This window comes from Mesorhizobium sp. M1088 (genome assembly GCF_040318575.1).
In the GTDB taxonomy this organism is placed as follows: domain Bacteria; phylum Pseudomonadota; class Alphaproteobacteria; order Rhizobiales; family Rhizobiaceae; genus Mesorhizobium.
This window is the reverse complement of sequence record NZ_JAMYMO010000003.1, coordinates 1-12,946: the sequence shown is the minus strand read 5'-3', so window position 1 is coordinate 12,946 and position 12,946 is coordinate 1. Positions and strand designations below refer to the sequence as shown.

Sequence of the window (12,946 nt, the reverse complement as noted above, 5' to 3'; positions counted from 1 at the left end):
TTTGATCGCGGCTCGATGAGGCGCTACGGAGGCGAAGATGAATAGCAACGAATTCCGCGAATGGTCGCTGCGAGCGGCTGAATGGGGCGCCGACTACAGAAACAGCCTTCGCGAAAAACCGGTGCGGCCGCTTGTCGAGCCGGGCGAAATCTTCAAAAGCATCGATGCCGCGCCGCCGGAAGACGGCGAAACGATGCAGGCAATCTTCGCCGATTTCGAACAAAAGATCTTGCCGGGCATGACGCACTGGCAGCATCCGCGTTTCTTCGCCTATTTCCCGGCTAACGCGGCACCGGTCTCCGTCGTGGCCGAGTATCTGGTTTCCGCGATGGCCGCGCAATGCATGCTCTGGCAGACCTCGCCGGCGGCAACCGAGCTCGAGACGCGTGTCGTCGACTGGATGCGGCAGGCGCTTGGTTTGCCGGAGGGATTTTCCGGCGTCATGCAGGATTCGGCTTCATCGGCGACGCTTGCCGCCGTGCTGACAATGCGCGAGCGCGCGCTCGACTGGCAAGGCAACAAGAACGGCTTGCAAGGGCAGCCGGTCGTGCGGATCTATTCTTCCGACCAAGTCCATACTTCTATCGACCGGGCGATCTGGGTGTCGGGCATCGGCGAGGCGAACCTCGTGCGCATTCCGGTCGCCGGACGCTTCCGCGCCATGCAGACGGCGGCTCTGGAAGCCGCGATCGTTACCGACCGCGAAAACGGCATGCTGCCGGCGGGCATCATCGCCAGCGTCGGCGGCACAAGTACCGGCGGCACCGACAATGTGGCGGCTGTTGCCGAGGTGGCGAGGCGGCACGGGCTCTACCTGCATGTCGATGCCGCATGGGCCGGCTCCGCCATGATCTGCCACGAGTTCCGGCATTTCTGGACCGGCGCCGAAAATGCCGATTCCATCGTCTTCAACCCGCATAAATGGTTGGGGGCACAGTTCGATTGCTCGATGCAGTTCATCCGCCAGCCGGAAGAGCTGGTCCGCACGCTGGCGATCAAGCCCGAATTCCTGAAAACGCATGGCCGCGACGGGGTCATCAACTACTCCGAATGGTCGGTGCCGCTCGGACGGAGGTTCCGCGCTCTGAAACTTTGGTTCCTGCTGCGTGCGTATGGCTTGGAAAATCTGCGGAACATGATCCGCAACCATGTTGCCTGGAGCGAGAGCCTCGCCGCGCGGCTGGCTCGGGAACCGGATTTCGAGATCGTCACGGAACCCATGCTGTCGCTATTCTCATTCCGCCATCTCGCGGCTGCGGCCATCGACTCTGACGAGCACAATTTGCGGTTGGTCAGCGCGATCAACGATGACGGCCGCATTTACCTGACGCAGACCCGGGTGGACGGGCAGGTGGCGATCCGCTTTCAGGTCGGGCAGTTCGAAACGACTGCGGCGGACGTCGATACTGCTTTCTCGGTCATCACTGAGATCGCGCGGGGGCTGAGTTGATAGCCTCGTCGAGATTGCACCGGAGCTTTTCTCGCTGCAGTCGCCCGATTTTCATTAGCCGGCCCATACCTGTTCATGGCTTTCGTTTTCAGCTATAAACGAGAAAAACGAAAATGAGAGGTTGCTAGATGTATCTGTCGCCGCGTCATTCCGAAATCATCCAGATGGCCAAGGACCATGGCCGGGTACTGGTCGAGGAGCTGGCGACGCATTTCAACGTGACGCCGCAGACGATCCGCAAGGATCTCAACGATCTCTGCGACCAGCGGCTCTTGTCCCGCATCCATGGCGGGGCATTGTTCCCCTCCGGCATCGAGAACATGGAATATGAGGCTCGGCGCAAGATCGCCGCCGAGGAGAAGGAGGCGATCGGCCGCGCAGCAGCCCGGCTGATCCCCGACAACGCGTCTCTGTTCATCAATATTGGGACAACGACGGAAGCTGTCAGCAAGTCGCTTCTCGATCACAGCGGCCTGATGGTCATCACCAATAACATCAATGTTGCCAACAGGATGCGCATATATCCTTCGATCGAGGTGGTGATCGCCGGCGGTGTCGTGCGCGGTTCCGACGGCGGTGTGGTCGGCGAGGCCGCGGTCGATTTCATCAGGCAGTTCAAGGTCGATTTTGCGGTGATCGGCGCCTCGGCCATCGACCATGACGGCGCACTGCTCGACTTCGATTTTCGCGAGGTGAAGGTGGCTCAGGCGATCATCGCCAACGCCCGACATGTGATCCTGGTGTCGGACCAGACCAAATTCGAGCGCACCGCGCCCGTCCGCATCGGCCATCTGTCGCAGGTCAACACCTTTATCACCGATCGTTGCGACATCCCGTCGGTGCGTAAGATCTGCCAGGAGGCAGAAGTTCAGCTGATCGAAACGTCGCTATCCTAGAGATGCCGTCGCGGCATCTTCCGCCTATCACATTTCGTTTGACATTCGTTATCATTTCGAAATAATTCCCGTACGGTTTCGCAAGAACCCAAAAATGCTGCAATGCGAAATCGAGGGAGGATTCTTTGAGCGCATCACCGATTCATGACATTTTCGTCATCGGTGGCGGCATCAATGGCTGCGGCATCGCCCGCGATGCCGTTGGACGTGGCTTTTCGGTCTTTCTTGCCGAGATGAACGATCTGGCCAGCGGGACCTCTTCCGGCTCGACCAAACTGATCCATGGCGGCTTGCGCTATCTCGAATTCTACGAATTCCGCCTGGTACGCGAAGCGCTGATGGAACGCGAGGTCCTGTGGAGGAACGCGCCGCACATCATCTGGCCGATGCGCTTCGTGCTGCCATACGCCAAGGGGCTGCGTCCGGCCTGGCTGATCCGGCTCGGGCTTTTCCTCTACGACCATATTGGCGGGCGCAAATTGCTGCCGCCGACGAAAACGCTGGACATGGCTAAGGATCCGGCCGGCAAGCCGCTGAAGCCGCTGTTTCGAAAGGCGTTCGAATATTCGGACGGTTGGGTCAACGATGCCCGGCTGGTTGTGTTGAACGCCCGCGACGCTGCCGAACGCGGTGCAACCATTCGAACCCGAACAAAGGTCGGCAGCGCACGCCGCGAAGGCAATCTCTGGACGGTCAGGCTTGAAAATGTGCGGACCGGCGATACCGAGGAGGTCAAGGCGCGGCTGCTGGTCAATGCCGCCGGCCCGTGGGTCGATCAGGTGCTGTCGGCCACCGTCGGCCTGAACGACGTGCACAATGTCCGCCTCGTACAAGGCAGCCATATCGTCGTGGGCAAGAAATTCGACGACCCACGCGCCTATTTCTTTCAGAACAAGGACGGGCGCATCATTTTCGCCATCCCTTACGAGGACGAATTCACGCTCATCGGCACCACCGACCGTGACTATCCCGGCGATCCGCACGACGTCAGGATCAGTGACGCCGAGATCGGCTATCTCTGCGCTGCGGCAAGCGAATATTTCGCGCAGCCGGTCAAGCCGTCGGATATCGTCTGGACCTATTCCGCGGTGCGACCGCTCTACGACGATGGCGCCTCAAAGGCGCAGGAAGCCACCCGAGACTATGTGCTGAAGGCCGATGGAGGCGAGGGTGCCGCCCCGATCGTCAACGCCTTTGGCGGCAAGATCACGACCTACCGCCGATTGTCGGAATCGATGCTCGAGAAGATCGAGGGTTTTCTCGGCAAGCGCGGCAAACCATGGACGGCAAACGCGCCGCTGCCCGGCGGTGACTTTCCCGTCACCGGCTTCGATGCCGAGGTGGCGAAACTGAAAACGGCGTACCCGTTCCTCGACGCCCGGCTGGCCCGCCGGTTGACCCGGCTCTACGGCACCCGCGCAAGGAAGCTGCTGGGCCTCGCCAAGTCGAACGTCGATCTTGGCCGCAACTTCGGCGCCGATCTCTACGAAGCCGAGGTGCGCTACCTCGTCGAAAACGAATGGGCGATGACTGCCGAGGATGTATTGTGGCGCCGGACCAAGCGCGGCCTGCGTCTCAGCCGTGAGCAGGCGGCAGTGCTCGACGAGTTCATGCGCGGAATAAGCCGGCAGCACGTAGCGGCTGCCGAATAGGAACGGCCGACTGATGGAGAAAGCCTGGGAGGAGGCATCATGCTTGAACTGAGAAACGTGACGAAGACGGTGGGTGCGGCGGAACATATCCGCGACGTCTCGCTGACGCTTCAGCACGGCTCGCTCAACGTCCTGCTCGGGCCGACGCTCTCCGGCAAGACCAGCCTGATGCGGCTGATGGCGGGCCTCGACGTGCCGACCTCGGGCTCGGTCTGGTTCGATGGCAAGGATGTCACCGGCATGCCCGTGCAAAAGCGCAACGTCGCCATGGTCTACCAGCAATTCATCAATTATCCGGCGATGACGGTCTACGAAAACATCGCCTCACCGCTGCGGGTGGCCGGCACTGAGCAGGCAACGATCGACAGGGAGGTGCGCAATGCCGCCGCCCTTCTCAAACTAACGCCCTATCTCGACCGGACGCCTCTCAGTCTGTCGGGCGGCCAGCAGCAGCGCACCGCGCTGGCCCGCGCGATCGTCAAGAATGCCAGCCTCGTGCTGCTCGACGAGCCGCTCGCCAATCTCGACTACAAGCTGCGCGAAGAATTACGCGCGGAACTGCCGAAAGTCTTCGCGGCCGCCGGTACAATCTTTGTCTATGCCACGACCGAGCCGCACGAAGCCTTGCTGCTCGGCGGCAACACGGCGACGCTTTCCGAAGGCAGCATCACCCAGTTCGGGCCGACCATCGAAGTGTTCCGCAAACCGGTTGATCTGGTGACGGCGAGAACCTTCGCCGATCCGCCGCTCAACACCATCGTGCTTGCCAAGAAGGGTCTGGATTTCCTGCTCGAGGGCGGCGTGAAATTGCCGGTGCCGGCGGAACTCTTCGGCATTGCCGATGCGATCTATACGATCGGCTTCCAGCCGCATCATCTGTCCCTCGATCGGCCCAACGCCGCCGCAGTGCCGGTGCGCGCAAAGGTGACGATCACCGAGATCACCGGATCGGAAAGCTTCGTCCATCTCGATTTTGCCGATGCGCGCTGGGTCATGCTGACCCATGGCATTCGCGACTTCGAGCCGGACGAGGAGGTCGAGGTGTTCATCGACCCGCGCCACATCATGGTCTTCGACGAGCACGGCCGTGCCGTGGCCGCGCCGAAGCTGGCGGCCTAGGAGGAAGCGATGGCGCGCATCGATGTTAATCATATCCGCCACTCCTATCTGCAGAACCCGCGCACGGATGCCGATTTCGCGCTGAAGGAAGTGCACCACACCTTCGAGGATGGCGGCGCTTATGCGCTGCTCGGCCCATCCGGCTGCGGCAAGACCACGCTGCTCAACATCATTTCGGGATTGCTGCATCCCTCGCATGGCCAGCTGCTGTTCAACGGCAGGGACGTGACCAATCTGTCGACCCAAGAGCGCAACATCGCCCAGGTCTTCCAGTTCCCGGTGATCTACGACACGATGACCGTCTACGACAATCTGGCGTTCCCGCTGCGCAATCGCGGCGTGCCGGAGCCCGACGTCGACCGCAAGGTGCGCGAGACGCTGGAGATGACCGGGCTGGCCGATATGGCCAAACGAAAGGCGCGCGGACTGACCGCCGACCAGAAGCAGAAGATCTCGCTCGGGCGCGGGCTGGTGCGCTCCGACGTCAACGCCATCCTGTTCGACGAGCCTTTGACAGTCATCGACCCGCATATGAAATGGGTGCTGCGCTCGCAGTTGAAGCAGCTTCACCGCCGCTTCGGTTATACGATGGTCTATGTCACGCACGACCAGACCGAGGCGTTGACCTTCGCCGACAGGGTGGTCGTCATGTATGACGGCGAAATCGTGCAGATCGGCACACCGGCAGAGCTGTTCGAGCGCCCGCGCCACACCTTTGTCGGCTATTTCATCGGCTCGCCCGGCATGAATGTCATGCCGGTGGCGATCGACGGCAAGACAGCGAAGCTGGGCTCGCAGCAGATCGAACTGCCGGGCGTGCCCAAGGCGGGCGGCGGCGCCATCGAACTCGGCATCCGTCCCGAATATGTGCGCCTGGGCAGTAAGGGCATGGCCGTCCGGATCAGCAAGGTCGAGGACGTCGGCCGCCACAAGGTGGTCCGTGCCAATCTTGAAGGGCGCGAGATCGCCGCCGTCATCGGCGAGGACGAGACAGTTCCGGCTGATCCGAAGGTGCGGTTCGACCCGGCCGGCATCAACATCTATGCCAATTCCTGGCGCGTCGAGATGGGAGCCTGAAGTGGAAAAGACCTGGAACAACAGAGCCTGGTTCCTGGTGCTGCCGGTGCTGCTGCTGGTGGCGTTCTCGGCGGTCATACCGCTGATGACGGTCGTCAATTATTCGGTGCAGGACACTTTTGGCAATAACGTCTTCTTCTGGGCCGGCACGGAATGGTTCGAGGAACTGCTTTCCTCCAGCCGCTTTTGGCAGGCGATGATCCGCAACCTTGTCTTCTCCTTCATCATCCTGGCGATCGAAGTGCCGCTCGGCATCTTCATTGCGCTCAATATGCCGAAGAAGGGTTGGGGCGTGCCTGTTTGCCTTGTTTTGATGGCGTTGCCGCTGCTGATCCCGTGGAACGTCGTCGGCACCATCTGGCAGGTGTTCGGGCGCAACGACATTGGCCTGCTCGGTTATTACGTCAATGCGCTCGGCATCGACTATAATTATGTGCAAGACCCATACGACGCCTGGATCACGGTCATCATCATGGACGTCTGGCATTGGACCAGCCTCGTCGTTCTGCTCTGCTACGCCGGCCTGGTCTCGATCCCGGATGCCTTTTATCAGGCGGCCAAGATCGACGGTGCCTCGCGCTGGGCGGTGTTCCGCTACATCCAGCTGCCGAAGATGAACCGCGTGCTGCTGATCGCCGTGCTGCTGCGCTTCATGGATAGCTTCATGATCTACACCGAACCGTTCGTGGTGACCGGCGGCGGACCCGGCAACTCGACGACCTTTCTTTCGATCGATCTCGTCAAGACCGCGCTCGGCCAGTTCGACCTCGGCCCGGCGGCGGCGATGTCGCTGGTCTACTTCCTTATCGTCCTGTTGTTGTCATGGGTGTTCTACACCGTGATGACCAATTACGACGCGGAGCGTTGAGATGAGCCGCACCGAAGAGAGAGCCGATAGGGTGAGCGAGACGACAGCTTCGGAAGGGCTCGCCAGCACGCTACGGCAGGACGAGATCGCACGGCTGATGCGCCGTCGCGGCGAGGAGTCGCGTTGGTGGTGGATCGTGCCGACGCTCTACATCATCGTTCTGCTTTTGCCGATCTACTGGCTCATCAATATGAGCTTCAAGACCAATGGCGAGATCGTCTCGTCGCTGACGCTCTACCCGCACGCACCGACATTGGCGAATTACCGCACCATCTTCACCGACGCGTCCTGGTATTCGGGCTACATCAACTCGATCACCTATGTGGTTATGAACATGGTGATTTCGGTGGCTGCGGCACTGCCTGCTGCCTATGCCTTTTCGCGCTATCGCTTCCTCGGCGACAAGCATCTGTTCTTCTGGCTGCTGACCAACCGCATGGCGCCGCCGGCGGTGTTCGCGCTGCCATTCTTCCAGCTTTATTCGGCCTTCGGCCTTATCGACACCCACATCGCCGTGGCTCTGGCGCATTGCCTGTTCAACGTGCCGCTGGCGGTGTGGATCCTCGAAGGCTTCATGTCGGGCGTGCCCAAGGAGATCGACGAGACCGCCTATATCGACGGCTATTCGTTCCCGCGCTTCTTCATCAAGATCTTCATGCCGCTGATTGCGAGCGGCATCGGCGTGGCGTGCTTCTTCTGCTTCATGTTCTCGTGGGTCGAGCTCTTGATCGCCCGCACGCTGACGACCACCGACGCCAAGCCGATCGCCGCGACCATGACCCGCACCGTTTCGGCCGCCGGTATGGATTGGGGGCTGCTTGCCGCCGCCGGCGTGTTGACGCTGATTCCTGGCGCGCTCGTCATCTGGTTTGTGCGCAACTACATCGCCAAGGGCTTTGCCCTGGGGAGGGTATGATGGAGCAGGTCGACAGAAGCCCATGGTGGTGGGCCGTGCTGTTTCTCGCCCTGGTCGTCGTGGCCTGGGTGGCACTTCAAATCGATTTCGTGGCAATAACGGTAGGCTTCAGCGATCCGGCTAATATCCGCCTGTGGGGATTTAACCTCTCGTCCAACCTCGATTTTTCGTGGATGGCCTGGACGTGGCCGACCGCGGCCTTCTTTGGAACCATCTTTCTGCTGCTTTGCGGCATGGCGGTGTGGGAATACGTCTCGCCGGGCGGCAATCCGCGCGTCGGCGTGCTGCGGTTCGAAACGACGCGTGGCGACCGCCTGTTCCTGTCGCTGCTTGGCAGCGCCTTTATCCATCTCGCTTGGCTGGGTCTAGTCGGACCCAATTTGTGGTGGGCTCTCGCTCTCTCCGTGGTCTACGCCGTCGGCGTGTTCCGCTACGTATAGAGGGGGAAACTGTTGGAACGGCGGCGTGCCAGCCGCCGATCCAGATCGCACTTTGAACTTTAACAGTGGAGGAAATACATGCGACGGCAATTCTTGACATCAACAACTGCGCTTGTCCTGTTGCTCGGGGCAAGCAATGCCTATGCCGGAATGGACGAGGCCAAGACCTTCCTCGATAAGGAAATCGGGCCCCTTTCGACGCTTTCGCGCGCCGACCAGGAAGCCGAGATGCAATGGTTCATCGATGCCGCGAAACCTTTCGCCGGCATGGATATCAAGGTGGTTTCCGAAACCATCGCCACGCATCAGTATGAATCGCAGGTGCTGGCGCCGGCCTTTACGGCCATCACCGGCATCAAGGTTACGCATGACGTCATCCAGGAAGGCGACGTCGTCGAGAAGATCCAGACCCAGATGCAGACCGGCCAGAACCTCTATGACGGCTGGGTCAACGATTCCGATCTGATCGGCACGCACTGGCGCTACCAGCAGGTGCGCAACCTGACCGACTGGATGGCGGGCGACGGCAAGGATGTCACCAACCCGAATCTCGACCTGAAGGATTTCATCGGCACTTCGTTCACCACCGCGCCCGACAAGAAGCTCTACCAGCTTCCCGACCAGCAGTTCGCGAACCTCTACTGGTTCCGTTACGACTGGTTCAACGACGAGAAGAACAAGGCGGACTTCAAGGCCAAATACGGCTACGACCTCGGCGTGCCGGTCAATTGGTCGGCCTATGAGGACATCGCCGAGTTCTTCACCGGGCGTGAGATCGACGGCAAGAAGGTCTACGGCCATATGGACTATGGCAAGAAGGACCCGTCGCTCGGCTGGCGGTTCACGGACGCCTGGCTGTCGATGGCCGGCAATGGCGACAAGGGCATTCCGAACGGTCTGCCCGTCGACGAATGGGGCATCAAGGTCGACGAGAATTCGCGTCCGGTCGGTTCCTGCACGGCGCGCGGCGGCGACACCAATGGTCCGGCTTCCGTCTATGCCATCCAGAAGTACCTCGATTGGCTGAAGGCCTATGCACCGGCGGAAGCCCAAGGCATGACCTTCTCCGAATCGGGGCCAGTTCCGGCGCAGGGCGCGGTTGCCCAGCAGATCTTCTGGTATACCGCCTTCACCGCCAGCATGGTCGACGCCAGCGCCAAGGCGGTGCTGAACGACGACGGCACGCCGAAGTGGCGCATGGCGCCGTCGCCGCATGGCGTCTACTGGAAGGACGGCATGAAGCTCGGCTATCAGGACGTCGGTTCCTGGACGCTGATGAAGTCAACGCCGACCGACCGCGCCAAGGCCGCCTGGCTCTACGCGCAGTTCGTCACCTCGAAGACGGTCGACGTGAAGAAGAGCCATGTCGGCCTGACCTTCATCCGCGAGAGCACGATCCACGACAAGAGCTTCACCGAACGTGCGCCAAAGCTCGGCGGCTTGATCGAGTTCTACCGCTCGCCGGCGCGCGTCCAGTGGTCGCCGACCGGCACCAACGTGCCGGACTATCCGAAGCTGGCACAGCTCTGGTGGCAGGCGATCGGCGATGCTTCGTCGGGTGCCAAGAGCGCGCAGGAAGCGATGGACTCGCTCTGCGCCGAGCAGGAAAAGGTGATGAGCCGCATCGAGAAGTCGGGCGTCCAGGGCGATATTGGCCCGAAGATGGCCGAAGAGCATGACCTCGCCTACTGGAATGCGGACGCGGTCAAGAAGGGCAATCTCGCTCCTCAGCTCAAGATCGAGAACGAGAAGGAAAAGCCGGTCACCATCAACTACGACGAGCTGGTGAAGAGCTGGCAGCAATAGGGCCGTTTGATGCGGGCGTCCGCGCCCGCATCGCCATGCTCAGGGGAGGCGGCATGTTGCCGTCTCCCCTGTTTGCGTAAACGGCTCCGCGCCATCTGGCGTCGAGACATCGCAGCACCTTGAATTCGCTTCGACGGGAGAGAGAATGACCGGATATATCCTTGCAATCGACCAGGGGACGACATCGAGCCGGGCGATCCTGTTCGACGACAAGATGATGGTCGTCGGCAGCGGGCAAAAGGAATTCACCCAATATTATCCGGCCTCCGGCTGGGTCGAGCACGATCCCGAGGAGATATGGGCAAGCGTCGTGGAAACGGTGAAGGCCGCGCTGAAGACAGCCGGCCGCAACGCAGCGGAAGTCGCCGCGATCGGCATCACCAACCAGCGCGAAACGGTCGTCATCTGGGACAAGGAGACCGGCAAGCCGATCCACAACGCGATTGTCTGGCAAGATCGTCGCACCGCGCCGCTATGCCAGAAACTGAAGAAGCTGGGGCTGGAGAAGAAATTCACGAAAAAGACCGGCCTGCTGCTCGATCCCTATTTCTCCGGCACCAAGATCGCCTGGATGCTGGACAAGGTGAAGGGCGCCAGAAAATGCGCCGAGAAGGGCGAACTGCTGGCCGGCACCATCGACAGTTTTTTGATCTGGCGGCTGACCGGCGGCAAGGTCCACGCCACTGACGCCACCAACGCCTCGCGCACGCTGGTCTACAACATCGAACAAAACGCCTGGGACGACGAGCTGCTGGCCATTCTTGGCATACCTGCAAGAATGCTGCCACAGGTGAAAGATTGTGCCGACGATTTTGGAATCACGGACAAGAGCCTGTTTGGTGCGGAGATCAGAATCCTCGGTGTGGCCGGCGACCAGCATGCGGCGGCAATCGGCCAGGCCTGTTTCGAGCCAGGCATGATGAAGTCGACCTACGGCACCGGTTGCTTTGCGCTGCTCAACACCGGAAGCGATCTGGTGCGTTCTAAGAACCGGCTTTTGACCACCATCGCCTACAGGCTGAACGGCAAGACCACCTATGCGCTGGAGGGCTCGATCTTTATCGCCGGCGCCGCCGTGCAATGGCTGCGGGACGGCATCAAAGTGATCGGCAAGGCCGAGCAGAGCGGCAAATTGGCTGCGGAAGCCGATCCAACGCAGAACGTCTATCTGGTGCCGGCTTTCGTCGGGCTCGGCGCACCGCACTGGGATGCCGAGGCGCGCGGCGCCATCTTCGGGCTAACCCGCAATTCGGGGCCGGCGGAATTTGCCCGCGCGGCACTGGAATCCGTTGCGTTCCAAACGCGCGATCTGCTTGACGCCATGCGCCGGGACTGGAAAGGCGCCTCGGTCAAGACCGTGCTCAGGGTCGATGGCGGCATGGTGGCGTCGGACTGGACGATGCAGCGGCTGGCCGACATTCTCGATGCGCCGGTCGACCGGCCGACAATTCTCGAGACGACAGCACTCGGTGCGGCTTGGCTGGCCGGCTCGAAGGCGGGTGTCTGGCCGAAGGCCGCGGAATTCGCCAGGAGCTGGGCGCTCGAGCGCCGGTTCAAGCCGGACATGGATGCTTCGACACGTGCCGCCAAGCTGGCAGGTTGGCGCCACGCTGTGCGCAGGACGCTAAGTGCGCAATAGGCAGGGATGCCACCGGATTCGCACTAATGAAAAACCCGCGCCGTTGCGGGCGCGGGCTTGCAGCCTCTAATCTGGGACTCAGTAAGGCGACCGGCACTGCCGGCGCGGACCGTAGTTGGGCTGGTAAGTGTTGTCAGAAGCGCGATAGCTCCGATAATGATCATAGCACCACTGCACGTGGGCATCGCCACGATAGACACGATTCTGGTTGACGATTGCGCCGGTAATCAGCGCTCCGGTAGCAAACGCAGCCAGCGGGAACCAGAAGTCGCCGTGACGGCGATAGCCGCGACGATATTCGCGATAGCCGCGATGGCCACGCCAGTACATGCCGTCGTCACGCGCAAAATTGCGACGGAAATCGCGACGCGAGAAATCGCGATTGAAATTCCGGTGCCTCCGCCACGGCTCGTACTGGACGGTCTGGACATTCGAGGTGAGCCCCTCGGCCGGGGGCGCATAGCTGGGCTGAGCGTTGACTGGCACGATCTCCGCGGCAGCGAATGAGATCGAAAGAGTGGTCGCCAGTAGGCCCGACATGATCCTATTCATGGTCTTCTCCTTGAAACGCATGTCCCTTATCGCGGGAAACGGGCAGGCTGCGCAAATTGTTCCGCCAAAAATCCCAAGTTGCTGATCTGCAAAGGTTCTCTCGATTCGCTGCTTGCGCTTGTCCCGCAAAGCGCGAGCTTCGGCCTTGCGCTAGAGGGAGGCAGTTCCGTCAACGCCGAAGCGCACCGCACGGCATGATGACGCCGCAGGAAAGTCCGGTTTGGGAGCCGTCTTTTTCCGGTTGACCGGCAGAGGCACTCTCCCTATGTTCCGCGCAATTTCGAGGGCGGCCTTTCTGAGCCCGCGGGAGCGCGTAGCTCAGCCGGTAGAGCAACTGACTTTTAATCAGTAGGTCATGGGTTCGAATCCCATCGCGCTCACCAAAATCAAGATTGTCCAACCCGGAGACATAGGTAACAGATTGTACCTAAGACATGGGTGACAACCTCGTGCCGAACGGGTTGTCGATGGTCTGCAAGGTCCTCTGTTCCAAGTCGATATACCCGAGATCGTAATGCATGAAGCTGACGA

General features: G+C 60.9%; 11 protein-coding genes and 1 tRNA gene. 11 read left to right on the top strand and 1 reads right to left on the bottom strand.

What is annotated here, in order from left to right; genetic code table 11:
* The first annotated feature begins 37 nt into the window (after window positions 1-37).
* The 10 genes from NKH49_RS04730 to glpK all read left to right on the top strand — a co-directional run bounded on the left by NKH49_RS04730 (window position 38) and on the right by glpK (window position 11,863).
* Window positions 38-1,450 carry a pyridoxal phosphate-dependent decarboxylase family protein gene (locus NKH49_RS04730; protein ID WP_352925231.1) on the top strand — a complete coding sequence of 471 codons (1,413 nt, stop codon included), beginning with the start codon at window positions 38-40 and terminating at the stop codon, window positions 1,448-1,450.
* 128 nt (window positions 1,451-1,578) lie between these two features.
* Window positions 1,579-2,346 carry a DeoR/GlpR family DNA-binding transcription regulator gene (locus NKH49_RS04725; RefSeq protein WP_023674889.1) on the top strand — a complete coding sequence of 256 codons (768 nt, stop codon included), beginning with the start codon at window positions 1,579-1,581 and terminating at the stop codon, window positions 2,344-2,346.
* Between the two features lie 125 nt (window positions 2,347-2,471).
* Window positions 2,472-3,998, top strand: a complete 1,527-nt coding sequence (gene glpD, locus NKH49_RS04720; protein ID WP_352925229.1) for a glycerol-3-phosphate dehydrogenase — start codon at window positions 2,472-2,474, stop codon at window positions 3,996-3,998.
* A 39-nt stretch (window positions 3,999-4,037) separates the two neighbouring features.
* Window positions 4,038-5,117 carry an ABC transporter ATP-binding protein gene (locus NKH49_RS04715; protein ID WP_352682851.1) on the top strand — a complete coding sequence of 360 codons (1,080 nt, stop codon included), beginning with the start codon at window positions 4,038-4,040 and terminating at the stop codon, window positions 5,115-5,117.
* A gap of 9 nt (window positions 5,118-5,126) precedes the next feature.
* The gene (locus NKH49_RS04710) at window positions 5,127-6,194 is read left to right on the top strand and encodes an ABC transporter ATP-binding protein (protein ID WP_352471682.1); all 1,068 of its coding nucleotides are present in this window, start codon (window positions 5,127-5,129) and stop codon (window positions 6,192-6,194) included.
* Window position 6,195: 1 nt separating this feature from the next.
* On the top strand, window positions 6,196-7,062 hold the full coding sequence (locus tag NKH49_RS04705) for a carbohydrate ABC transporter permease (protein WP_352925227.1): 867 nt from the start codon (window positions 6,196-6,198) through the stop codon (window positions 7,060-7,062).
* Between the two features lies 1 nt (window position 7,063).
* Window positions 7,064-7,978, top strand: coding sequence for a carbohydrate ABC transporter permease (locus tag NKH49_RS04700; RefSeq protein ID WP_352448784.1), 915 nt, complete (start codon window positions 7,064-7,066; stop codon window positions 7,976-7,978).
* A gap of 173 nt (window positions 7,979-8,151) precedes the next feature.
* On the top strand, window positions 8,152-8,418 hold the full coding sequence (locus tag NKH49_RS04695) for a DUF2160 domain-containing protein (protein ID WP_031193610.1): 267 nt from the start codon (window positions 8,152-8,154) through the stop codon (window positions 8,416-8,418).
* A 78-nt stretch (window positions 8,419-8,496) separates the two neighbouring features.
* Window positions 8,497-10,224 (top strand): ABC transporter substrate-binding protein, encoded by a 1,728-nt coding sequence (locus NKH49_RS04690; RefSeq protein WP_352455724.1) that lies wholly within the window; start codon window positions 8,497-8,499, stop codon window positions 10,222-10,224.
* A 145-nt stretch (window positions 10,225-10,369) separates the two neighbouring features.
* On the top strand, window positions 10,370-11,863 hold the full coding sequence (glpK, locus tag NKH49_RS04685; RefSeq protein WP_352502511.1) for a glycerol kinase GlpK: 1,494 nt from the start codon (window positions 10,370-10,372) through the stop codon (window positions 11,861-11,863).
* Between the two features lie 78 nt (window positions 11,864-11,941).
* Here glpK and NKH49_RS04680 read toward each other — a convergent pair whose 3' ends face one another.
* The gene (locus tag NKH49_RS04680; protein ID WP_352502512.1) at window positions 11,942-12,415 is read right to left on the bottom strand and encodes a BA14K family protein; all 474 of its coding nucleotides are present in this window, start codon (window positions 12,413-12,415) and stop codon (window positions 11,942-11,944) included.
* 307 nt (window positions 12,416-12,722) lie between these two features.
* On the opposite strand from NKH49_RS04680, the gene NKH49_RS04675 reads away from it, so the two are divergent.
* A tRNA-Lys gene (locus NKH49_RS04675) sits at window positions 12,723-12,798 on the top strand.
* Window positions 12,799-12,946: the final 148 nt, after the last annotated feature.

Excerpts from the sequence above, each read along its gene's own strand:
- NKH49_RS04680 (WP_352502512.1), bottom strand. The coding sequence starts at position 12,415 with ATGAATAGGATCATGTCGGGCCTACTGGCGACCACTCTTTCGATCTCA.
- NKH49_RS04715 (WP_352682851.1), top strand. The coding sequence starts at position 4,038 with ATGCTTGAACTGAGAAACGTGACGAAGACGGTGGGTGCGGCGGAACAT.
- NKH49_RS04725 (WP_023674889.1), top strand. The coding sequence starts at position 1,579 with ATGTATCTGTCGCCGCGTCATTCCGAAATCATCCAGATGGCCAAGGAC.
- NKH49_RS04730 (WP_352925231.1), top strand. The coding sequence starts at position 38 with ATGAATAGCAACGAATTCCGCGAATGGTCGCTGCGAGCGGCTGAATGG.
- glpK (WP_352502511.1), top strand. The coding sequence starts at position 10,370 with ATGACCGGATATATCCTTGCAATCGACCAGGGGACGACATCGAGCCGG.
- NKH49_RS04710 (WP_352471682.1), top strand. The coding sequence starts at position 5,127 with ATGGCGCGCATCGATGTTAATCATATCCGCCACTCCTATCTGCAGAAC.
- NKH49_RS04700 (WP_352448784.1), top strand. The coding sequence starts at position 7,064 with ATGAGCCGCACCGAAGAGAGAGCCGATAGGGTGAGCGAGACGACAGCT.
- NKH49_RS04690 (WP_352455724.1), top strand. The coding sequence starts at position 8,497 with ATGCGACGGCAATTCTTGACATCAACAACTGCGCTTGTCCTGTTGCTC.
- NKH49_RS04695 (WP_031193610.1), top strand. The coding sequence starts at position 8,152 with ATGGCCTGGACGTGGCCGACCGCGGCCTTCTTTGGAACCATCTTTCTG.